This window comes from Colwellia sp. D2M02, from assembly GCF_018860755.1.
Lineage (GTDB): Bacteria > Pseudomonadota > Gammaproteobacteria > Enterobacterales > Alteromonadaceae > Colwellia > Colwellia asteriadis.
On the sequence record NZ_JAHKPW010000027.1, the window covers coordinates 18534 to 42173 of the forward strand.

The 23640-nt window shown below is 38.6% G+C and carries 20 protein-coding genes; 16 read left to right on the plus strand and 4 right to left on the minus strand.

All coding sequences use genetic code 11. From position 1 onward, the window contains the following. Positions 1 to 24 precede the first annotated feature (24 nt). Positions 25 to 906 (minus strand): NAD(+) kinase, encoded by an 882-nt coding sequence (gene nadK, locus KO495_RS03360; RefSeq protein WP_215978982.1) that lies wholly within the window; start codon positions 904 to 906, stop codon positions 25 to 27. Between the two features lie 166 nt (positions 907 to 1072). Here nadK and grpE point away from each other — a divergent pair, with 166 nt between their 5' ends. The 3 genes from grpE to dnaJ all read left to right on the plus strand — a co-directional run bounded on the left by grpE (position 1073) and on the right by dnaJ (position 5249). Beyond that, the gene (grpE, locus tag KO495_RS03365) at positions 1073 to 1708 is read left to right on the plus strand and encodes a nucleotide exchange factor GrpE (RefSeq protein WP_215978983.1); all 636 of its coding nucleotides are present in this window, start codon (positions 1073 to 1075) and stop codon (positions 1706 to 1708) included. A gap of 269 nt (positions 1709 to 1977) precedes the next feature. Continuing rightward, complete coding sequence (gene dnaK, locus KO495_RS03370; protein WP_215978984.1) at positions 1978 to 3897, plus strand: molecular chaperone DnaK; 1920 nt, start codon at positions 1978 to 1980, stop codon at positions 3895 to 3897. 215 nt (positions 3898 to 4112) lie between these two features. Continuing rightward, the gene (gene dnaJ, locus KO495_RS03375) at positions 4113 to 5249 is read left to right on the plus strand and encodes a molecular chaperone DnaJ (RefSeq protein WP_215978985.1); all 1137 of its coding nucleotides are present in this window, start codon (positions 4113 to 4115) and stop codon (positions 5247 to 5249) included. 139 nt (positions 5250 to 5388) lie between these two features. Here the strand turns inward: dnaJ and KO495_RS03380 are convergent, their stop codons facing one another. Then, positions 5389 to 5856: an Lrp/AsnC family transcriptional regulator gene (locus KO495_RS03380; RefSeq protein WP_215978986.1), complete on the minus strand. Its 468-nt coding sequence runs from the start codon at positions 5854 to 5856 to the stop codon at positions 5389 to 5391. Positions 5857 to 6286: 430 nt separating this feature from the next. On the opposite strand from KO495_RS03380, the gene KO495_RS03385 reads away from it, so the two are divergent. The 9 genes from KO495_RS03385 to KO495_RS03425 all read left to right on the plus strand — a co-directional run bounded on the left by KO495_RS03385 (position 6287) and on the right by KO495_RS03425 (position 14379). After that, positions 6287 to 9079 carry a monovalent cation/H+ antiporter subunit A gene (locus KO495_RS03385; RefSeq protein ID WP_215978987.1) on the plus strand — a complete coding sequence of 931 codons (2793 nt, stop codon included), beginning with the start codon at positions 6287 to 6289 and terminating at the stop codon, positions 9077 to 9079. Beyond that, positions 9079 to 9426: a Na+/H+ antiporter subunit C gene (locus tag KO495_RS03390; protein WP_215978988.1), complete on the plus strand. Its 348-nt coding sequence runs from the start codon at positions 9079 to 9081 to the stop codon at positions 9424 to 9426. Before KO495_RS03385 ends, KO495_RS03390 begins: the two co-directional genes overlap by 1 nt. Next, on the plus strand, positions 9423 to 10940 hold the full coding sequence (locus tag KO495_RS03395) for a monovalent cation/H+ antiporter subunit D (protein ID WP_215978989.1): 1518 nt from the start codon (positions 9423 to 9425) through the stop codon (positions 10938 to 10940). Before KO495_RS03390 ends, KO495_RS03395 begins: the two co-directional genes overlap by 4 nt. Beyond that, a complete protein-coding gene (locus KO495_RS03400; protein ID WP_215978990.1) occupies positions 10940 to 11476 on the plus strand; it encodes a Na+/H+ antiporter subunit E in 537 nt (178 codons plus the stop codon). Before KO495_RS03395 ends, KO495_RS03400 begins: the two co-directional genes overlap by 1 nt. Beyond that, positions 11470 to 11739 (plus strand): K+/H+ antiporter subunit F, encoded by a 270-nt coding sequence (locus tag KO495_RS03405; RefSeq protein WP_215978991.1) that lies wholly within the window; start codon positions 11470 to 11472, stop codon positions 11737 to 11739. Before KO495_RS03400 ends, KO495_RS03405 begins: the two co-directional genes overlap by 7 nt. A gap of 10 nt (positions 11740 to 11749) precedes the next feature. Further along, on the plus strand, positions 11750 to 12082 hold the full coding sequence (locus KO495_RS03410; protein ID WP_215978992.1) for a Na+/H+ antiporter subunit G: 333 nt from the start codon (positions 11750 to 11752) through the stop codon (positions 12080 to 12082). A 94-nt stretch (positions 12083 to 12176) separates the two neighbouring features. Then, a complete protein-coding gene (locus KO495_RS03415) occupies positions 12177 to 12734 on the plus strand; it encodes an elongation factor P hydroxylase (RefSeq protein ID WP_215978993.1) in 558 nt (185 codons plus the stop codon). A gap of 94 nt (positions 12735 to 12828) precedes the next feature. Then, on the plus strand, positions 12829 to 13989 hold the full coding sequence (locus KO495_RS03420; protein ID WP_215978994.1) for an ATP-NAD kinase family protein: 1161 nt from the start codon (positions 12829 to 12831) through the stop codon (positions 13987 to 13989). Between the two features lie 63 nt (positions 13990 to 14052). After that, entirely contained in the window at positions 14053 to 14379 is a 327-nt protein-coding gene (locus KO495_RS03425; protein ID WP_215978995.1) for a YfcL family protein, read from the plus strand. Between the two features lie 45 nt (positions 14380 to 14424). Here KO495_RS03425 and KO495_RS03430 read toward each other — a convergent pair whose 3' ends face one another. Further along, the gene (locus KO495_RS03430; RefSeq protein WP_215978996.1) at positions 14425 to 15576 is read right to left on the minus strand and encodes an ABC transporter substrate-binding protein; all 1152 of its coding nucleotides are present in this window, start codon (positions 15574 to 15576) and stop codon (positions 14425 to 14427) included. A 132-nt stretch (positions 15577 to 15708) separates the two neighbouring features. Further along, positions 15709 to 17817: a bifunctional tRNA (5-methylaminomethyl-2-thiouridine)(34)-methyltransferase MnmD/FAD-dependent 5-carboxymethylaminomethyl-2-thiouridine(34) oxidoreductase MnmC gene (gene mnmC, locus KO495_RS03435; RefSeq protein WP_215978997.1), complete on the minus strand. Its 2109-nt coding sequence runs from the start codon at positions 17815 to 17817 to the stop codon at positions 15709 to 15711. Between the two features lie 261 nt (positions 17818 to 18078). Between mnmC and fabB the strand changes: the two genes are divergently transcribed. From fabB to KO495_RS03455, 4 genes are all read left to right on the plus strand, one after another. Next, positions 18079 to 19293 (plus strand): beta-ketoacyl-ACP synthase I, encoded by a 1215-nt coding sequence (gene fabB / locus KO495_RS03440; RefSeq protein WP_215978998.1) that lies wholly within the window; start codon positions 18079 to 18081, stop codon positions 19291 to 19293. 175 nt (positions 19294 to 19468) lie between these two features. Further along, entirely contained in the window at positions 19469 to 20596 is a 1128-nt protein-coding gene (locus KO495_RS03445; RefSeq protein ID WP_215978999.1) for a 4-phosphoerythronate dehydrogenase, read from the plus strand. 13 nt (positions 20597 to 20609) lie between these two features. Beyond that, the gene (locus KO495_RS03450) at positions 20610 to 21629 is read left to right on the plus strand and encodes an aspartate-semialdehyde dehydrogenase (protein ID WP_215979000.1); all 1020 of its coding nucleotides are present in this window, start codon (positions 20610 to 20612) and stop codon (positions 21627 to 21629) included. 452 nt (positions 21630 to 22081) lie between these two features. Next, positions 22082 to 23640, plus strand: a 1559-nt coding sequence (locus tag KO495_RS03455; protein ID WP_289847606.1) for a FimV/HubP family polar landmark protein, incomplete at its 3' end; no start/stop codon positions are given.

Consider the following 23640-nt stretch of genomic DNA (forward strand, 5'->3'; position numbering starts at 1 on the left):
AAAAGTAAGCGTTATTGTTGAGGTTTAGTAAAGTTTATTACCCCAGCTTAATTTACTACGCAATACATTGAAGTAATCATGACTTAATGGGTGAATAAGCCGAATACTACATTCACTCTTTTTGATAATAACTTCATCGCCAGGCATTACCGCTAAAATAACATGACCATCGCAACTTACTTGTAAATTGTCATGGTTATCGTTTGAGAGTAATAACTTAATTTCACTGTTACCATCAACCACAATAGGGCGACTTGTTAAGGTATGCGGAAACATTGGCACTAGTGAAAGTGCATTTAAGTTAGGCGTTAAAATAGGGCCGCCAGCTGACATAGAGTAAGCGGTTGAACCAGTAGGGGTTGATACAATTAGCCCGTCAGAGCGCTGACTAAACATAAATGAGCCATCAATATGCACTTCAAATTCAATCATGCTTGCTACTTTACCCGCATGAAGTACTGCTTCATTAACCGCGCTATTTGAGCTTTTTAACTTACCGTGACGATATACTTCTGCTTCTATAATAAAGCGTTGCTCAGAGCGTGATTTTCCTGCCAGTATTTCTTCTAATGGTGCAATAATATCGCTAGGGGAAAGATCGGTTAAAAACCCTAAATTACCGCGGTTAACACCAATAACACCAATGTCAAAACAAGAAAGTACGCGTGCGGCACCTAGCATATAACCATCACCACCAACAACAATGGCAAGATTTGCTTGCTCGCCAATATCGGTTAAGGTGCCTGTTTTTGCCTCGTGAAGGTCAAGGTGTTGGGCAACTGATTGCTCAATAATAACGTGATAATTTTTTTCGGTTAAATAGTGGTATAGCTTGAGTATAGTCGCGCTGGCACCATCATGTTTTGGTTTACCAATAAGGCCAATTGTTTTATAAAGTTGAGCCATTGTTAGGTCTGCTTTTTATATCCATAATAGTGGCAGTTTCGCTGGATTTTATCTCATTGTAAAGTTCACATTTTTATAATTTGTTGATAATTGATGCTTGAAAGATTTTTCATAGTCCCCATAATGACAGCAATAGTTAAAAATGACGCTTAAAATTGAGGTTTTCATGACAACTGAGTCAACGACAAATAAAAACGAACAAACGCTTAGCCCTGAGCAATTAGCTGACGAAATAGTACAGCAGGCAGAGGAGCAAGTTGAAGAGCAACACGAGCATGCACATGAAGTACTTAGTGCAGAGCAAGAAAAAATTAATGAATTAGAATTAGCATTAGTGGCAGCGCAATCTACCGTTTCTGATCAAAAAGACTCTGTGATTCGTGCTAAAGCTGAAGTTGATAACGTACGTCGCCGCGCAGCTCAAGATGTAGAAAAGGCGCGCAAGTTTGCATTAGAGAAATTTGCCGGTGAAATGTTAGTTACGGTTGATAACCTTGAACGTGCTTTGCAAAATATTGATAAAGAAGACGATAGTAAAGCAGCCGTGATTGAAGGTGTTGAGCTAACGCTACAAGGTTTAACATCATCTTTAGAGAAGTTTGGTGTTAAAGCGGTTGACCCACAAGACCAACCATTCAATCCTGAATTTCATCAAGCAATGTCTATGCAAGAAGTACCTGGTGTTGCGCCAAACACAGTTATTGCCGTGATGCAAAAAGGTTACGAGCTAAATGGTCGATTAATTCGCCCAGCAATGGTAATGGTATCTAAAGCTGCACCGAGTGTTGATGAGTCAGCATAAGTTATTACTACCGCCTTATTAGGTATTAAAAACCAGACGTTCAGTCTGGTTTTTTTGTTTATGGCGGGTGTAAATGATAATGCTTACCAGTGCAAGGTTAACAAATAATAGAGGCAAGGTAAGTCGTAAAAATTATTTTTAAAATAAAATGAAATTTTTATAAATTTTCTATTGAAAAGCATTTTCCCACCCCCATTAACTATTTCAACAATTGATTAATTAATATTATTCTCTTTTGAGAGTAAACGTAATAGATAGGAGCTTCCCTCATGGGTAAAATCATTGGTATTGACTTAGGTACAACTAACTCTTGTGTTGCTGTATTAGACGGCGACAAAGTTCGTGTTATTGAAAATGCAGAAGGTGACCGTACCACTCCTTCAATTATTGCTTACACTGAAGATGGCGAAACATTAGTAGGTCAACCTGCTAAGCGTCAATCTGTAACCAACCCAAAAAATACATTATTCGCAATTAAACGTTTAATTGGTCGTCGTTTTGATGACGAAGAAGTACAACGTGATATTAAAATTATGCCATTTGGTATTGTTAAAGCAGACAACGGTGATGCATGGGTTACTGCACGTGACAAAAACGTAGCGCCACCACAAGTATCAGCTGAAGTTTTAGCGAAAATGAAAAAAACAGCTGAAGATTACTTAGGTGAAACAGTATCAGAAGCGGTAATTACTGTTCCTGCTTACTTTAACGATTCACAACGTCAAGCAACTAAAGATGCTGGTCGTATTGCTGGTCTTGATGTTAAACGTATTATCAACGAGCCTACAGCCGCAGCACTTGCTTACGGTATGGACAAAAAAGAAGGCGATAAAGTTGTTGCCGTATACGATTTAGGTGGTGGTACTTTCGATATTTCAATCATTGAGATTGACGAAGTTGAAGGCGAGCACACCTTTGAAGTATTAGCGACTAACGGTGACACTCACTTAGGTGGTGAAGATTTCGATAACCGTTTAATCAACTATTTAGTAGCTGAATTCAAAAAAGACCAAGGCATGGATTTAACAACTGATCCATTAGCGATGCAACGTTTGAAAGAAGCGGCAGAAAAAGCAAAATGTGAACTTTCTTCTGCACAACAAACTGATGTTAACTTACCTTACATCACTGCAGATGCTTCTGGTCCTAAGCATATGAACATTAAAGTAACTCGCGCTAAGTTAGAGTCTTTAGTAGAAGATATGGTTAAAGCAACGTTAGAGCCACTTAAGCAAGCGCTTAAAGATGCAGACTTATCAGTAAGTGACGTAAACGACGTTATTTTAGTTGGTGGTCAGTCACGTATGCCTATGGTACAAAAAGCGGTTACTGAGTTTTTTGGTAAAGAGCCACGTAAAGATGTTAACCCTGATGAAGCCGTAGCCGCAGGTGCAGCGATTCAAGCAGGTGTACTTTCTGGTGATGTTACAGACGTACTTCTTTTAGATGTAACGCCATTATCATTAGGTATTGAAACTATGGGTGGTGTGATGACTAAAGTTATCGATAAAAACACAACTATCCCAACTAAACAGTCTCAAACGTTCTCAACGGCAGATGATAACCAATCAGCAGTTACTGTACACGTAGTACAAGGTGAGCGTAAGCAAGCATCAGCTAACAAATCTCTTGGTCAGTTTAACCTTGAAGGTATTGATCCAGCACCACGTGGTACACCACAAATTGAAGTAACATTCGATATTGATGCTGATGGTATTCTTCACGTTACTGCGAAAGATAAAAATACGGGTAAAGAGCAAAAAATTACCATTAAAGCGTCTTCTGGTTTATCAGATGATGAAGTAGAACAAATGGTACGTGATGCTGAAGCGAATGCTGATGAAGATGCTAAGTTTGAAGAATTAGTACAAGCTCGTAACCAAGCTGACGGTATGGTTCATGCTACTCGTAAGCAAGTTGAAGAAGCTGGCGATGAGTTACCAAGTGAAGATAAAGAAAAAATTGAAGCTGCACTAACAGAGCTTGAAACAGCAATCAAAGGTGATGATAAAGAAGCTATTGATGCGAAATCTCAAGCATTAATGGAAGCGTCAGCTAAATTAATGGAAATTGCTCAAGCAAAACAACAAGCACAAGGTGCTCCTGAAGGTGCAGCTCAAGAAAGCGATGCCGCTCCAGCTGATGATGTTGTTGACGCTGAGTTTGAAGAAGTTAAAGACGACAAGTAGTTATTACTACTTTGGCGGACAAGCGCAATGCATGGGTGTACACACTTATGCTTTGCGTTATAGTTAACCCGCTGAAAACGTTAAACTAACGTTGTCAAAATTTAAAGCGTCGATATTTTCGGCGCTTCTTACGTTATAACATAGCGTAAATGTTAAGTTGTAACGTAAATAAATAATTAATTCGCGCGAGCGTAGAACAAAGAAAAGAAGTCATTATGTCAAAACGTGATTATTATGAAGTATTAGGGGTTAGCAAAGACGCCTCGGAAAGAGATATTAAAAAAGCCTATAAGCGCTTAGCGATGCAATTTCATCCTGATCGTACTAAAGGTGATAAATCTAAAGAAGAGCAGTTTAAAGAAGTTAAAGAAGCTTACGAAATTCTGAATGACGATCAAAAACGTGCGGCCTATGATCAATATGGTCATGCTGCTTTCGAGCAAGGTGGTCATGGTGGTGGCGGCGGAGGTTTTGGCGGCGGTGGCTTTGGTCAAGACTTCGGCGATATCTTTGGCGATATTTTTGGTGGCGGCGGTGGTCGTGGACGCCAACGTCAGCAACGAGGCTCAGACTTACGTTATAACGTAGAACTTAGCCTAGAAGATGCAGTTAAAGGCAAAAGCCTTGAGATTAAAGTACCTACGTATGTTGCTTGTGAGCCTTGTGATGGCTCTGGTGCTAAACCAGGCACATCAGCAAAAACTTGTTCAACTTGTCATGGACATGGCCAAGTACAAATGCGCCAAGGGTTATTTGCGGTTCAACAAACGTGTCCTACGTGTAATGGTCAAGGCAAGGTAATTTCTGATCCTTGTACTTCATGTCGTGGTCAAGGGCGTGTTGAGAAAACGAAAACCTTATCTGTTAAAATTCCTGCGGGCGTTGATACCGGTGATAGAATTCGTTTATCAGGTGAAGGTGAAGCAGGTGAGCATGGCGCACCAGCAGGTGACTTATATGTACAAGTGAATGTACGCGATCATGAAATATTTGTTCGTGATGAAAACCATTTGTATTGTGAGGTTCCTATTAGTTTTACTACCGCAGCATTAGGTGGCGAAATTGAAGTGCCGACCTTAGGCGGTAAAGTTAAGCTTAAAGTGCCTAAAGAAACACAAACTAGTAAGATGTTCCGTTTACGTGGTAAAGGTGTTAAATCAGTACGTAGTTCATCTACTGGTGATTTAATGTGTAAGGTTGTAATTGAAACACCAGTGAATTTATCGGGTGATCAATCTGACTTACTACGTCAACTAGAAGAAAAAATGGGTAAAAGTAGTAAAAAACACAGCCCTAAAGAAACCGGTTTTTTTGACGGTGTGAAAAAGTTTTTTGATGACTTAAAAAGCTAATTCAACTTAAGTTATTATTGGTGACTTTATTCGTTACCCATTAAAAAATCCCGTATGAATAATGCGGGATTTTTTTTGACTAAAACTTAGGGAGTATAAAAGTAGTTAAAGATAACGCTGTTGTATATTACCCATCATATTACTCGTCAAAGTTAGGTAAAATACCACTGCGACTATGTTCGAATACTAATGATGTTTCAACAGTAGTGACTTCATCTCGGGAGGTAATGTTTTTGAAAACAAATTGACGTAAATGCTCACTATCTTTCACTGACATATGAATATAGTAGTCGTAACCACCACCCATATGATAAAGACTTAATATTTCAGGGTACTGTAAAAGGTCGTCTCTAAACCGGTTTACAATTTCTTCGGAGTAGGGCTGTAGCCTAATAGCTGCAATGGCTTCTATATTTCCGCCAATGTTGTTTAAGTTAACATCAATAAATGCGCCTTTAATTACATTACTTTGCTTTAAGCGTTTTACACGCTCTAGGCAGGTTGAGGGGGCAATACCTATTTGTGCCGCAAGTTCTTTATTGGTGATATCTGCGTCATTATATAAAATAGTTAATACTTGCAAGTCGATATTATCTAGCTTCTTCATTGGTCACCTGTAAATGAATACTTCTTAATTAAGCTAAATACTACACTTTATATAGGTAGTACGACTAGTGTTATAAGGGTATTATTTGAATTTTTAACATAAAAACTCGGTAAATCCGAATTATGTGAGATTTTTCAAGATAAATGTACAACTAAATAGTGCTTTAATTTTACTTTGTTTAATTGGTATTCAATAATAATTAAAAGAGTATTTTCCTACTAGCGTAATTAAAATTTTGTGGAAAAAATCGTCTATTGTTAAGTGTGTACAAAATCGAACAAACTAGAATTACAAACTATAGACAACTTAAAGACTAATACAGTAAAATCGTTGCCAATATTGCGTGTCTTACGCTATTAAATATATGAATCATCACATTAAATATGGTGTACAGTCGTAATTATACGACATTATAAAAAAGGTTTACTCTATGACTTTGCTTTGGATACCCTTGCTATCCTTACTTGGCAGTATTATTTCTTCAATGACGGGTAAATTAACGCGTAATCAATCTACTGCGCTGTCGATGTTAATGCCAATCATCGCATTATGCTTTACGATTAGCTTAGCTCCTGCAGTATTTTCAGGCGATGTTATTCGTGAAACTATATCGTGGATCCCTTTACTTGGGGTTGATATAGCCTTTCGGTTAGATGGCTTAGCGCTACTCTTTGTCTTTATGATTTTAGGGATTGGTATTCTCGTTATTTTTTATACGCGTTATTACCTAAGTAGCAAAGATTCTATGCCTAAACTGTATAGCTACCTCATGTTATTTATGACAGCGATGTTAGGCATTGTAATGTCAAATAATGTTATTCAGCTCTGGTTCTTCTGGGAGTTAACCAGTATTAGTTCGTTCTTGTTAATTAGCTATTGGTGGCATAAGTCAGAAGCGCGCAAAGGAGCTTTAATGGCGTTAACGATCACTGGTGGCGGTGGTTTAGCATTGCTGGCAGGTTTGCTGTTATTAGGAAACATTGTTGGTAGCTATAATTTAGACGTTATTTTAGCAAGTCGAGAGATTATTCAAGCCCATGACTGGTACGAAGTAGCGTTAATTTTGGTGTTACTTGGTGCGTTTACTAAGTCAGCACAATTCCCTTTCCATTTTTGGTTACCACATGCCATGGCGGCACCAACACCTGTTAGTGCTTACTTACATTCAGCTACAATGGTTAAAGCAGGGATATTTTTACTTGCGCGCTTCTATCCCGCATTAGCGGGTACTGATATTTGGTTTATTCTGGTGAGTATTACCGGTTTAACAACTTTATTAGTTGGTGCTTATGTGGCTTTATTTAAGCATGATTTAAAAGGGTTGCTGGCCTATTCAACGATCAGCCACTTAGGCCTAATTACTTTATTATTCGGCTTGAACACTGAGCTTGCAACAGTGGCGGCCATTTTTCATATTATTAATCACGCGACCTTTAAAGCCTCCTTATTTATGGCAACAGGTATTATTGACCATGAAACGGGTACTCGTGATATGCGAAAACTTAACGGTATGTGGCGGTTTATGCCCTATACCGCTACCTTGGCGATGGTTGCCGCGGCTGCCATGGCAGGGGTACCGTTGTTAAATGGCTTCTTATCTAAAGAAATGTTTTTTGCTGAAACATTACATCAACAATTATTAGGCTCTATGTCATGGCTTATCCCTGTGCTTGCTACTGTTGCTGGGGCATTGGCGGTGGCTTATTCTGCGCGCTTTATTCATGATGTTTTCTTCAATGGTGACCCCATTGGCCTACCAAGGCAGCCAAGCGAGCCACCTCGTTATATGCGAGTACCTATCGAAATATTAGTTGCGTTATGTTTATTAGTAGGAATATTCCCTAATTTTGTCGTTGATGATATTTTAACGGCGGCTTCTTTTGCGGTACTAGGCGGCTATGTGCCAGAGTTTAAGGTCGCGTTATGGCATGGCTTTAATTTACCATTGCTCATGAGTGGTATAGCGGTTACAGGTGGTTTACTAATATACACACAACGTCGTTACCTTTATCAATTTCAGGCTTCATTACCACCATTGAATGCTAAAAAAGCTTTCGATAATAGTATTTACGTTATGATTAAATGGTGTCAGCGTAAAATTAGTACCATTGAGAATGGCTCTTTACAGCGCTATTTAATGTTGATGTTTTTAGTGGTACTACTCGCTGCTGGTTGGCCATTATTTGAAATGAGTCAATTAGCTGGCAAAAAGCAACTAACGCCTATTGATGTTCATAATGCTGTTGGTGCAGCGCTATTAATTATTGGTGCCGTTTGTACGGTAATTTGGTCTAGAAAGCGTGTAGTGTCACTATTAATGCTTTCTGTTGTTGGCCTAATGGTATCGGTCGCCTTTACTCGATTTTCTGCGCCAGATTTAGCGTTAACACAATTAACAGTTGAAGTTGTAACTATTATTCTTCTGATGTTGGCACTATTTTTCTTACCACAACACTCACCAAGAGAGTCAAGCTCAATGCGTGTATTACGCGACTTAGGGATCTCATCCGCTTTAGGTGTGGTAGTTGCGAGTGCCTGTTATGCATTAATTACTCGCCCATTAGAGTCTATTTCAGATTTTTTCTTGGACAATGCTAAAACAGGTGGTGGTGGTACTAACGTTGTTAACGTTATTTTAGTCGACTTCCGTGGCTTTGATACCTTAGGTGAGATTTGTGTACTGGGTATTGCCGCTTTAGGTATTGCTAAGTTATTAGTGAACTTACCTTTATTTATGCCTGGTAGTGACAGTGAAGGCAGACCTTGGGCAAAAGAGCGTTATCCCATTTTGTTAGCAAGTATCTCTCAATCATTACTACCGTTGGCATTATTAGTATCGTTTTATATATTTTTACGCGGGCACAACCTTCCAGGTGGTGGCTTTATTGCTGGTTTAGTGACCGCTATTGCGTTTATTTTGCAATATATCGCGCACGGCTCAAACTGGATTGCTGAGCGCTTAACCATTAATTACCGAAAAATTATAGCATCGGGTATTGCTATAGCTCTATTTACAGGGGTTGGTAGTTGGTTCTTTGGACGATCTTTTATGACCACGTGGTTTGACTATTTTGATATTCCATTTATTGGTGAAATTGAACTTGCGAGTGCATTGGTATTTGACTTAGGTGTTTATATTACGGTTGTTGGTGCAACATTAATGATTTTAGCAAGTTTAGGTAAGTTAACGGCTAACGCGCCTAAAGAAGAGGTAAATATTTAATGGAATTACTCTACGCAGCTTGTGTTGGGGTTTTAGTTTCTTGTGGTGTATTTTTAATTTTACGCTCTAGAACTTTCCCTGTGGTTTTAGGTTTAACGATGCTTTCGTATGCGGTTAACTTATTTTTATTTTCTTCAGGGCGCTTAAGTCTTAATAGTGCTGCGGTATTGGGATATAGCAAAGATTATGCTGATCCATTACCGCAAGCTTTTGTACTAACAGCAATAGTTATTGGCTTTGCAATGACCGCTTTTGTCGTAATTCTAGCAATTAGAGGGCGCGCTGATTTAGGTAACGACCATGTTAATGGTCAAGTTCCAGATAACAAGGTTAAGGGTAAAGTATGATTGAGCATTTAACATCCTTACCTGTTTTATTACCTATGTTAGCGGGTGTGCTTTTATTAATGCCACCTTGTGGAAAAAATAAAAGTATCAGAAGAATTGCTTCTGTTGTTTTCAGTGCTATTACTTTTTTGTTTTCAGTCGCACTTTTATTAAAAGTTCAAGCTGATGGTACACAAGTTTATGCTATTGGTGATTGGAGCGCCCCGTTTGGTATTGTATTAGTTGCAGACCCTTTATCTACGTTGCTAGTTTGTTTAACAACCTTACTGAGTGTGGTTTGTGTTTTATATGCCAGCGCTGGAGATGACGAAAAAGGCAGCTTCTTTCATCCATTAGTACACTTTTTAATTTTAGGTGTGAACGGCGCATTTTTAACGGGTGATGCCTTTAACCTTTTTGTGTTTTTTGAGGTATTACTTATTGCTTCATATGCACTGTTAATGCATGGCGGTGATAAGAAAAACACACGGGCAGCACTACAATACGTTATTATGAACCTTGTTGGCTCTGCCGTTTTCTTAATTGCCTTGGGTGTGCTTTATGGCGTACTAGGCACATTAAATATGGCGGATATGGCCCAAAAAGTAACATTATTACAAGGTGATGATGTTTACCTTGCTAAAATTGGTGGCTTATTATTATTGGTAGTTTTTGCCTTGAAAGGGGCTTTATTACCGTTACATTTGTGGTTACCTAACACCTACGCTACAGCCATGCCTATTGTGGCAGCACTCTTTGCTATTATGACCAAGGTAGGTGTTTACTCAATGATGCGTGTTTACACCTTGATTTTTGGTGATGAAGCCGGTGAATTATCACACATGGCGCAAAACTGGTTATGGTGGTTAGCATTAGCAACCATTGCGATGGGAGCTATTGGGGTTTTAGCGAGCCAAGATTTAAGAAAGTTAGTTGCTAATTTAGTGATTGTGTCTGTAGGTACTTTAGTCGCCTTAGTAGCGGTACAAACAGTAGAAGCTAGCTCTGCAGCTATTTATTATTTAGTTCATTCAACTTTAGTTACCGCAGCACTCTTTATATTGGCTGACTTAATTGCACGCCAACGAGGTAAAGTTGCCGATCGCATTACGGCGGGGACTCCGGTCTCTCAACCGATGTTATTAGGAGCTTGTTTTATTATTGCCAGTGTTGCTGTCATTGGTATGCCGCCATTGTCAGGTTTTATAGCTAAAGTATGGTTATTAAAAGAAACCTTAGATGCAGAATATGCCATGGTGTTTTGGCCACTTTATTTACTGGCAAGTTTAGCGGTATTAGTTGGGGTGTCTAAAGCGGGTAGTACGGTTTTTTGGAACCACCAAGGTAAAGCGACTGAAAGTGCTCGACAAGAGCGGGTTCATCCTGCGCAATTAGTTGCTTTATTAATTCTGATTTCAGGTGCACCGCTGATGAGTGTTTTTGCTGGACAATTGAGTGAATACGCAATTGATGCTGCGACTCAATTACACGACTTTGAAGGCAATATTAATGTTATTCTTATAGGAGAGCAGTAATGCGACTAGATACTCGATTTAAATGGCTCCCAACTCCTATATTAAGTCTCTTATTATTTTTTGTATGGTTGTTGTTAAATAACAGCGTGTCGGCAGGCCATCTTGTATTGGCAACAATTTTAGCGTTAGTTATTCCTTGGATTACAAGCCCATTTCGCACTAAGCAACCCTTAGTGATAAAGCCTTGGTTAGCATTTCGTCATTTATTGTTGGTCCTATACGATATTATCACCGCGAATGTTCAGGTCGCTATTTTAATTTTAGGGCCTAATAAAAAGCTAACTCCAGGCTTTGTCAAAGTTCCATTAGATTTAACACACAGTATGCCTATTACCATTTTGGCGAGTACAGTGTCATTAACTCCAGGTACAGTAAGCGCTGAAGTTTACCCTTGGCGAGAGTGTTTTACTGAAGGTGAAAAGCCTAAACAACGTTTTTTACTGATACATGTATTAAACCTTAAAGATGAACAAGCACTAATTGACACGATTAAGGAACGCTACGAAGCGCCTCTTAAGGAGATATTCCAATGCTAGATACCGTCATTTTAATTGTTTTTGCCATGATCGGCTTATCGTTATTATTAAACTTATGGCGATTATTAATTGGTCCTTCGGTACCCGATAGAATACTTGCACTTGATACTATGTACATTAATAGTATCGCCTTAATTATTTTATATGGAATGAGCATGGGCACAGGGCTTTATTTTGAAGCGGCATTGCTTATTGCTATGTTAGGTTTTGTTAGCACGGTTGCAGTATGTAAATACTTGTTACGTGGCGATATTATAGAGTAAGGCAAAAATCATGACAGAATGGATAATTTCGATATTATTATTAATAGGTGGCTCTTTTGTGCTGGTTGGCTCTATTGGTTTAGTAAAAATGCCTGATTTTTTTATGCGCCTTCACGGTCCTACTAAAGCAACTACCTTAGGCATGGCTTCATTATTAACCGCAGCCATGGTTTTTTTTAGTACCGCTCAATCAGGGCTTAGCGTAAAAGAAATACTGATTTCGATATTTCTTTTATTAACGGCTCCAATTAGTGGTTATATGCTAATTAAGTCGGCAATTCATCACAAACTTGACAGTATAGAGCGTACTCAAGGCAAAGATAATATTGAAGATGACGTTTAAGCTAAATCACAATAAGTAACTTTTATAATAATGGCGCTGTATCAAGCGTCATTATTAGTTACAATAGTACGATAATTTTTATGTTTCTAGCGTTATGGCACACCACTACCAAGATTTAATTCAGCTTTTCGATAAAACCTTCAGTAACACACACAATACGCGCTTAATTAAGGGCGCAGATGAGCCTATTTACTTACCAGCAAGTAAAGAGTGTAGCTATCATCAAATTGTGTTTGCTCGAGGTTATTATGCAAGTGCTTTTCATGAAATAGCGCATTGGTGTCATGCTGGTGCTAAAAGGCGCTTATTAGAAGATTACGGTTATTGGTATGTGCCTGATGGCAGAAATGAGCAACAACAGGCAAAGTTTGAGCAAGCTGAGGTTATTCCACAAGCGATAGAGTGGGCGTTTAATGTTGCGGCTAAGCGAAAATTTCATGTCTCGGCTGACAACTTGAGTGGCTTTCAAGCTGATACCGAGCGTTTTAAACTACGAGTGTACCAACAAGTATGTCACTTTATTGAACACGGATTTCCTGAGCGGGCTCAGCAATTTATTGAAGTTTTATCAACATTCTATCATAGCACTTTGCCATTAACGGTTGAGCTATTTCAAGTTGATAGCACTTGCCATGAAATTGAATATGAATAACTTTAGGCTAATTAGCGTTACGTAAATCGTATAACAAATAAATTGCGTTTGAAAGCTACCTTAACTAACACAGAACACTAAACGGAAAATAACTATGTCATCATTTAAGCTTGGTTTTATTATTAATCCTATTGCAGGTATTGGTGGTAGTGTTGCCTTAAAGGGAAGTGATGGTATGGCAATGCATGCATTAGCGTTAGGTGCTAAACCAAAGGCCAATGAGCGTGCAGCACTGGCACTTGAAGTGTTACAGCCTTACAAAGAGCAGTTATCTATTTATACAGCATCAGGCGAAATGGGCGAGCATTGTGCGCAACAACTTGGTTTTAACGTTAATGTTGTTTACCAAACTCAACAAGTACAAACCCACAGTGATGATACCGAGCTTGCTGTACGTGCACTCATCGATGAAAAAGTTGACGTTATTTTATTCGCAGGGGGCGACGGTACCGCCCGTAATATTGCTAATGTGGTTGCAAGTGAAGAGCACTTTCAAGTACCAGTACTCGGTATTCCAGCCGGTTGTAAAATACATTCGGGGGTGTATGCAATAACCCCAAAAGCTGCAGGGCGAGTAATTGAATTGATGGTAACTAAAGAGTTGGTAACACTCACTACTGGCGATGTTATGGATATAGATGAAAGTTTATTTCGTGACGGTATTGTTAAAGCAAAGCGCTATAGTGAAATGCAAATTCCTAGTGAGTTACGTTATGTGCAAGCCGTTAAGTCAGGCGGTAAAGAAAGTGACGAGTTAGTACTGCAAGATATTGCTGCGAATGTGATTGAGGAAATGGCTGAATATAATGAAACTCAATTTATTATTGGCTCAGGCTCAACAACCGCATTTTTAATGGCAGAGCTAGGCTTAGAGAATACTTTGCTTGGGGTTGATATTGTTTATCAACAAGCGCTGCTATGTAGTGATGCGACGGAAACTGAAATAATAGAGAGTATTGAGCAACACTCAGGGGTAACTAAATTAGTTATTACCTTAATTGGTGGACAAGGGCATATATTTGGTCGCGGTAACCAACAGCTAAGTCCTCGCGTACTTCGTGCTATTATCGCTCAAGAGGGCGGTAAAAATAATATAGTTATTATTGCCACTAAAACTAAATTAGCCGAGCTTGCCAATAGGCCGCTTATTAGTGATACCGGTGATAATGGCTTAGATCAAATATTATCAGGGTTTATGCCAGTTACCACAGGCTATAAAGACCAAGTGCTTTATCAGGTTGCTACGCCACAATAAGTATTTTAAAGACATAACTAAAAACTATTTAAAGATAACTCATTTAATGGAAACTGTGAAAAGATGACAACAACCATAAGTTCTGACTTAACCAATGCACCAGTAAGCTCAAAAGAGATAGCAACTGTTGCAGATATTTACGCCTATTTTGATGGGTTATTTGATCAGGATGTCGATGCTGACATACTCTTTGCCAGTGGTTATTTACGTGGTTTTATTGCTTTAGTTGCCACAAGTTTTGGCGATGAGCAGCAAGTAATTACCACGGATTTAGTTGGTGAAGTTACACTCAAATTAAAAGCAGCTAAGTCAGAATTAAGCCCGCAAGATGGTGTGATAGTGAATAACTTTTGGCTTGGGCTACAAAACTCATTTATCTATGCATCTTAGCTATTGTAAATCTATTCTCGCTAGCTTTTCACATAGAACTATTGATTAGTTAGCCGTTTTATTCGTACTTTGTTTAAGGTTGACTTTTGACGACATCTCTAACATCTCTAATAAATTGAAAGTGCTTATTTGCTCCTCTCTAGAGTAAAGGTTTGCTAGCTTTTTAAAGTCGACATGTTTTAGATCTTCAAGAATAAGCAAGTCATAATATCTTTTTACGTTACTACTATTGATTAGTGCGAGGTTAAAGCTATTATGAGTAGAGTTTACAAAAGGTTGGTACGGAATACCATTCTCTATATCGTAAATGGCTATTATAGCGATAGCTCCCATTAAAAAATGTCCACCAACACTTGCAGTTAAACGCTGCTGATTAATGCTTTCAATAGCGCTGCTCATCCAATCAAAGCCACCAAGGAAAATGTCTTTACCGACTTTTAAACCTAACTCTTCAATGGCCTTTAATGCCCCTAATGCCATATGGTCCGAAGCAGACCAAATAACGTTAATATTAGGGTAGCGCTGTAATAGTTTTAGTGTTTTATGGTAAGCATCTTCTGCGGACCATCCTGCATGCACAATTTGAGTTAACTCAGCATTGTGCTCTTTAATTGCGGCGATAAGTCCATTATTACGCAGTGTAGATTCTGAGCCGAAATGACCGCTAATGCCTGCAACAAGAGGTTTTTTTTTCGCGACTTTAGCTTGTTCAAGTAAGTTTGACGCGAGTATGTAGCCGGCATTTTCATTATCAAAGTAAATCTCTCCTAGCCAACCCTTATAAAGCTCACCAGGTGAACCAATCTGCGCTTGTTCTTCGGGTGATAAAGTTTGCTCTAAAGTTATAATTTTAACGTTTTGTTGCTTAAGAAAGTCCATGGTTTGTTTAGCATTACCCGGATAATTAATCAGAATAATATAATCGGGGCTATGTTCTATATTTTTGAAGTAGCTTTTAAGAGCTTCAAATTGAAAGAACCTTGTGCCATCACCATAAATAATATCAAGATTAATGTTTAGAGCTTTAGCTGCTTGCTGTGTAATGATTTCGGTTTTATGCCAGAAAGGATCGGCTTTAATTGATGGGTTTACCATAACTACATTGACGCTCTTTTGTATTCCATCTTGAGCCATTACATAGTGAGTCATGATTAGTGACACTAATGTCATTAATACAAATACTCGTAACGTTTTCAAGAGATGCTCTATAAAAGAATGTGTTGAGTTGGTAATCACCATAAAGCTCGTAAACCTCAAATTAACGATAATTATTATTGCTTTGTACATACTATATAAAATATGCACTCAATAAAGCATAGTACACTTGAGCTAGATTTTTCGCTTAATCATATCCCTAATAATAAAACGGTTCGGGCTTAAGTTAAATAGCATTTCAGTGTTGACAGGAAAGGGGGTATTACAAATATCTGCGGTTAAGATCTCGGCTGTCAATGGGGCAGAGCATAAACCACGCGCTCCAAAACCTGTCATGAGATAAAGGTTATCAATACAGGGAGCTGGCGCTTGGTAAGGCCAGTTCTTGTCTTTAGCTAAGTGCGGATACTGAGTTATATGCTCACTGATGTTAGGCATGGCACCAACTAAAGGTAGGTGATCTTGTGACATGCAGCGCAAACGCGCTTTACTCATACTAATATCTTCACTTTGCCAATTAATGGCTTGGGTTAGCTCAGGTAAACATTTTTTAAGCATTGTTATATTGTATTGGTCATCTTCGCTTGTTGGGGTAGCTGATGTGTTGTTTTTTTGAAACGTTGCGCCAATACAGTGCTGATTATTATGTGCGGGTGTTAGGTAGCCCTTATGACAAATAACCGTTTTTAATGGGCCAATAACCGAGTTGGTTTTCATGCTAGTAACTTGACCACGCGTTGCACTTAACGGTAAAGACCTCAGCTGCTCTATATTAATATTTTCAGCACCACCACAAAGAACCACTACGCTGGCGTCAAAGTTCTCTTTATCGCTAATTAAACGCCAACTTTTATTATGAGAGTTTTGAACTAATTTATTGATTTTTGTTTGGCACTTAATGCGTAAACGGTTGGTTTTTTCGGCAGCATTAAAAAGTTGTTTCACAAGCTCTGGTGGTGAAATCCAGCCAGCATGCGGCATAAATAAACCACCATGGTTTAATTTTATGCCAGCATGCTCACTTGCTTGATGCGCATTAACACCATGAATAAGAGAGGCTGGCCAGGCATGAATTTCTTCGAAGGCTTGTTGGCGTTTAACTAGGCTGTCTTTATAAGACACTTCTAAAAGACCGCACCAGTCGTGAGCAAAATGAAAACCTTGCTTTAATAAGTCTTGATAAAGGTTTTTTGCGTGTAAAAAAGCATGCTGATAAAATAAACTAATGTCGTCACTTTGTTGATGAAACAGTGGATAAAGAGCGCCAATGGCGTTACTTGAAGCGCCTTGAGCAACACTCATATCTTTACAGTAAAGTGTAACCTTAACGCCTTGCTTGGTTAAGGCGTAACTTAAACATGCTGACGCAATACCCCCACCAATAATACTGACATGTTGAGGCTTGGTGATGGTTGGTCTGAGCTGATAACCTTTGCGAGTTATTGGGTTTTGTTGAAATATAGCCCGCTGTGCATCAGCTTTTTTGCCATTTAATATTAATTTTTCAGTACGATAGCCAATACGTTGTAGTTCTCGTTTAACAAACCCTGCTACGGTAAAAGTGGTCAGGCTTGCTTGCGCTTTTGATAAACGAGCAATTTGATTAAATAGTTCACTGCCCCACATATCAGGATTTTTTGCTGGCGAAAAGCCATCTAAATACCAAATATCAATCAAACCTTTTTGCTTACCGCGGCTATGGTTTATATGTGGTTCGAATGCCGTCAATGCTGCAGTGGCATCATCAAATAGTAAGGTTAGCTTGATATTATTATCGAGAAAACTCTCAGGTAACGCTATTGATAAATTGTTGGGGAAGTTATCGGGATCACCTTGAGGATATAATGCTATTAGTAGATCGCTATAATTGGCTAGTTGCGGCAGTATTGCTAAAGACTTTACTAGTTGTGCTTTTGATAACGGGTATTTTTCAACACTAATAAAGTGTAATGGAGGGAGTTTTTTTTCGGTTGATTTTTGTGCTCTCTCATAAGCTTGCAGGGTTAAAATAAAGTTCAACCCTGTCCCAAAACCTGTTTCAGCTATAGTGACGGTGTCACTTGCTTGTAATAATCGCTCGGTAATATTATTACCATCAATAAAAATTTCTTTACTTTGTTGATAGCCACTTTGGGTATCAAAATAAATGTCATTAAAACGTTGTGAATAAGGACTACCATCTGGGCGATAATGTAAATGATCATCACTATTGTTAATAGGCTCTTTATCCAAAGAGGTTGCTTTGGCTGTTTTTTTATTTGGATGCTGATTAGGTGATGACATTTTCGATACAAATTTCCGTAATACAACTAGTTATCTGAATGACATTTTACGTGAAAACTTGATAAGGATCAGTGTTATTTTACTTCTGCTTGCTGGCATTAACTAAAATAGCGTAGCTATCTAGAGCATAATGACATATTATAGTGTACAAGTGTACGCTGGTTCTGGAGTTGAAATAGATTAGCTTTGATAGGTAATACCAGTTTGGCCGCTATTATCAGTATAATGGCGAAGATTTTATAATTAAAGATGGTTAATTAAATGAAACGTGTCGTAATTACAGGTTTAGGTATTGTATCAAGTATTGGTAACAATGCAGAAGAAGTGCTAGCTTCATTAAAAGCGGGTAAGTCAGGTATTACTCATTCAGAAAGCTTTGCTGAACAAGGGCTAAAAAGCCATGTTTGGGGCAAGCCTGCACTTGAAACAAAAGATCATATTGACCGTAAAGCTATTCGCTTTATGGGAGATGCTGCAGGTTATGCGTATATCGCGATGGACCAGGCAATCAAAGACGCCAAATTAACTGAAGAGCAAGTATCTAATGTTCGCACCGGTATTGTTGCTGGTAGTGGCGGTGCTTCATCTGCAAATATTGTTGAGTCTACCGATACTTTACGTAACCGTGGTATTCGCCGTGTTGGCCCTTATGCTGTACCTAAAACGATGGGTAGCACCGTATCAGCTTGTTTAGCGACCCCGTTTAAAATTAAAGGCGTTAACTATTCTATTAGCTCAGCTTGTGCAACCAGTGCTCACTGTATTGGTAATGCAATGGAGCTTATTCAACTAGGTAAGCAAGATGTTGTTTTTGCTGGCGGTGGTGAAGAAGTTCATTGGTCATTAGCGATGATGTTTGACGGTATGGGCGCATTATCAGCTGGTCGTAATGATACACCAGAGTTAGCTTCACGTACTTATGATGCAGACCGTGACGGTTTTGTTATTTCTGGCGGTGGCGGTATGGTTGTGGTTGAAGAGCTAGAGCATGCATTAGCTCGTGGCGCACATATTTATGCTGAATTAGTAGGTTACGGTGCTACGTCTGACGGCTATGATATGGTTGCTCCAAGTGGTGAAGGTGCAGTACGTTGTATGCAACAAGCAATGCAAGGCGTTGAAGGTAAAGTAGACTACTTAAATACCCATGGTACCTCGACACCAGTAGGTGATGTGAAAGAGCTTGGTGCTATTCAAGAATTATTTGGTGCCGACTCTCCAGCCATTAGTGCAACTAAAGCCATGACAGGTCATGCATTAGGTGCTGCGGGTGTTCATGAAGCAATTTACTCTTTATTAATGATGGAAAACAACTTTGTTGCGCCATCGATTAATGTTGATAACTTAGATGAACAAGCGCAAGGCTTAGATATTGTTACTGAAAAACGTGACGCAGAGCTTAACTTGATCATGTCAAATAGCTTTGGCTTTGGTGGCACTAACGCTACTTTAGTAATGAAAAAATTTAACGGTTAATTATTATAATTAAGCCGCAGTTAAAAGCCCGATAGAAACACTTTCTATCGGGCTTTTTTGTGCAAAAAATTACGACTTGTTTTGTTAAAGATAAAGCTAGCCTACTAGTTGTTATAAAGCTATCACCGTATAATAGAAATACATTTCCTGATTTCCTTGGTAAGCGTTATTTATAATGAAAATCTATTTTGATGAAAATATGCCTTTTGCTCACGAGTTTTTTTCTGATTTTGGTGAGTTAGTCCCTTTTTCTGGCAGAGAAATTACAGCAGAGCAAGTGGCAGATGCTGATGTATTATTAGTACGCTCCATCACTCAAGTGAATGCGCAATTACTAGCGAACAACAATAAGTTATCGTTTGTTGGTAGTGCTACTATTGGTACCGACCACATTGATTTACCTTATTTAGCAGGTCGTGATATTAGCTTTCATTCAGCGCCAGGTTGTAATGCTGTTTCAGTAGCTGAGTATGTATTAAGTAGCTTGGTTGTACTTAGTGAGCGTTATTTACTGGATTTAAGCTCATTAACGGTTGGTATTGTTGGTGGCGGCAATACTGGAACACGTTTAAGTGAAAAGTTAGCGGCTTTAGGTATTTGTTATAAAATTTGCGATCCGTTACTTGAGCAAAACCCTCAAGACTTACGTGAATTCTCTTCGTTAACAGAAGTATTAGACTGCGATGTTATTTCACTGCACGTGCCGAAAGTTACTACGGGTGATCACCCAACGTATCATTTACTCAATAGTGAAAACTTAGCTAATTTACGTGATGAGCAAATATTAATTAGTGCATGTCGTGGTGATGTTATTGATAATCAAGCGTTACTGGCTTTAAAGCAATCAGGGCATGGGTTAAAACTGGTTCTTGATGTTTGGGAGGGGGAGCCAAAGGTGCTTGAGCCTTTAATTCCTTATACCGAATTAGCAACGGCACACATTGCTGGTTATAGCTTAGAAGGAAAAGCTCGTGGCAGTGAAATGCTCTATCAGGCATTATGTCAGCACCTTAATTTAAAAGTGACACATAAGCTAACGGACTTTTTACCGAGCGCAAGTATTACTTTTGTTGAATTAAAGCAAGATTTTAGTCAAATATTACTAAACCAGCTGGTAAAAATGGTTTACGATGTAAGGCGAGACGATGCAATATTTCGTCAACAATTATCCGTTGAAGGTTTTGATAGTATCAGAAAGAGCTACCCCGTTCGTCGAGAATTTTCCGCAGTAACGGTATCTTCATCACCTAATGCTTATAGTGATGTGCCACATCATTTAGGCTTTAATAAAATGTCCAACTAAAAGAGAGAGGATCATGGCACAAAAATTTGATGTATGCATACTTGGCGCAACTGGGCTAGTTGGCAAAACTATTATGGAAATTTTAGAGCAACGCGACTTTCCTATTAATAAACTGTACCCATTAGCAAGCGCTCGCTCAGCCGGTGAATTTATTGAATTTAATGGTGAAAGTATTGAAGTGCTAGATGCAGATCATTTTGATTTTAGTTTAGCGCAAATTGGCTTTTTCTCTGCTGGCGGCTCAACGTCTGCTAAGTTTGCACCTATTGCTGGCGAAGCGGGTTGTATTGTTATTGATAATACCTCTGAATTTCGCTACGAAGCTGATATTCCATTAGTTGTGCCAGAAGTTAACCCAGAAGCACTTGCTGAATACCGTAATCGCAACATTATTGCTAACCCTAATTGTTCAACTATTCAAATGATGGTTGCATTAAAACCAATTTATGATGCCGTAGGTATTAGCCGCGTTAATGTAAGCACATACCAGTCAGTATCTGGTGGCGGTAAAGAGTGTATCGACGAATTAGCTAAGCAAACATCCGACTTACTTTGTGGTAAACCAGTTGAAAGTAAAAACTTTTCTCGTCAAATCGCATTTAATGTTATTCCACAAATTGATGTGTTTTTAGAAAATGGCTACACCAAAGAAGAAATGAAAATGGTGTGGGAAACGAAGAAAATTTTGAATGACGAAAACGTACTGGTAAATCCTACTGCAGTAAGAGTACCGGTATTCTTTGGTCACGGTGAAGCGTTACACATTGAAACTAACTCACCAATTTCAGCTGAAGAAGTTAAAGATTTACTAGCGCAAGCACCTGGTATTGTTGTTTGTCGTAACGATGAAGACTTCCCAACACAAATTGGTAATGCAAGCGGCAAAGATGAAACTTTTGTTGGTCGTATTCGTGAAGATATTAGCCATAACTGTGGCATTAATATGTGGATTGTTGCTGATAACGTACGTAAAGGCGCAGCAACTAACAGTGTGCAAATCGCAGAGCTATTAGTAAAAGATCATTTAAGTTAATTTATTTTATATTAGCCGATTAAAGAAAAGCTAAAACTCGTCGTTAACTATAGATAATATGGCTAACAACGAGTTTTTTTATGCCTGTTATTCTGGTGTAATGGTTTATACCCGTAGAGTTTAATGCTAAATAACCTAACTTGGTATCATCAGTTCACTTAATGTAAAGTAGTGATGAAAGAGTGTTGAGATAAATCATACTGATTTTATTCAGTTAAAAATCATTCAGAGGCGAATAACACGAGACATCTTCATTGAATTTGGTATTATTTATGAACATTTTGCGAGTTAGCTGCCTATAATGCCTGTTGGAACAATTTTTGCTTATTTATCATAAGCAAATTAACCAAGCTAATTCAGCGATTATTTACGTAAAGGGTTATTCAAAACGGCATTTTTTTGACAAATGCAGTGGAATGTAACGTAATTATAATAAAAATTAGGATATCTTAATGCAAAAATTATTGCGCCTGTGCCTATGGCAGGTAGTCATTTTTGGCATACTTTCAATGCACTTTCCTGTTAATGCCGAAGACGATCGTGGCATTCGTATGCGTGGACCTAAAAGCAGTGATGTTTTCCCTTATGATCGTTACGGACCAATTAACTCACGAGATACCTTATGGAACATCGCTTTAACGATTAGACCTGATAATCGTTTAAGTGTTTATCAAGTGATGGAAGCACTCCATCAAGCTAACCCGCAAGCTTTTGTCGACAGCAATATTAACCATTTAGTTGAGGGGCAATATTTAAAAATACCATCATTCGATCGCATGATGGCCGTAAATACAGAACAAGCACGCGCAAAAGTTGAGTCAGATGAAAAATCATGGGCTAAAAAACAGCCTAAAGTAGCTAAAGAGCCAGTTGTTGTGGCTCCGAGTGTTAAAAAAGAAGATCTAGATACTGTTAAAGTTGAGATTAATGATCAGCTACAACAAATTGATAGTGAACAACAAAAGCGCTTAGCCACCATTCAAAATGATGTCTTAGATTCTATAGATGGTTTACAAGCTATTCTCAAAGAAAATGAAGCGTTACGTCAGCGTTTAACTACTTTCAACGACAAACTTGTTGTCATGCAAAACGAGGTTGCCAAGAGTAAAGAAATTAAGTTGCAAATGGACGATATGATCCAATTGCAACAAGCATTACTTGCTAAAGCTGAGGCTAGAGAGCAGCAACTACTACTTGAAAAGCAGCAAGCTGAGATCGCCGAAGAAGATTTTACTTCAAGTATCTGGTTCCTATTATTAATGGGCACAGTGCCGGCGATGTTATTGCTGGGTTTATTGGCTTTTCTTTTTAAGCGTCGTCAAAAAGCGTCCGATGAAGTTTTTTTTAATGAGTTAGATAAGGAAAAAGCACCGAAAGAAGCACCTGAAAATAAAAAAGAAACGACTGACGATGAACTGTCACTTGTTGGCGATTTAGATCTAGACGATGAATTATCTCTTGATGATGAGCTTGATATTGAAGATGAATTATCACTCGATGATGATTTAGGCTTAGATTTAGATGATAGTTTATCGCTTGATGATCAATTACTGGATGATGACTTATCGGTTGACTTATTAGAAGACGATGGGGAAAAGTTGCTTGACGATGATGTAATTCATTTAGATGACGACGATGATGATGCCTTAGATGATCTTGAAGATATTTTACTCGATGATGATAGTGATGGTGAAGCTTTAGAAGGCGGAGAGTTAGGTCAAGGTGATTTAGATGATTTACTTTCAGGCTTAGGGAGTGATGACGAATCAACCGAAGCTGAAGACTTGCCTGACGGTGAGTTAAATCAAAATGATTTAGATGACTTGCTTAATGGTTTAGGTGATGACGACGATACGGAAACTAACACCGAAGAAATTAATATTGATGAAGAGCTTGCACAAGCGTCAGCGGATGTCACAGAGCCTGATGATATTGACACATTACTTGAGTCTGTTGATGAAGAGCCAGCGCCAGCAGCGGATGTCACTGACCCTGATGATATTGACGCATT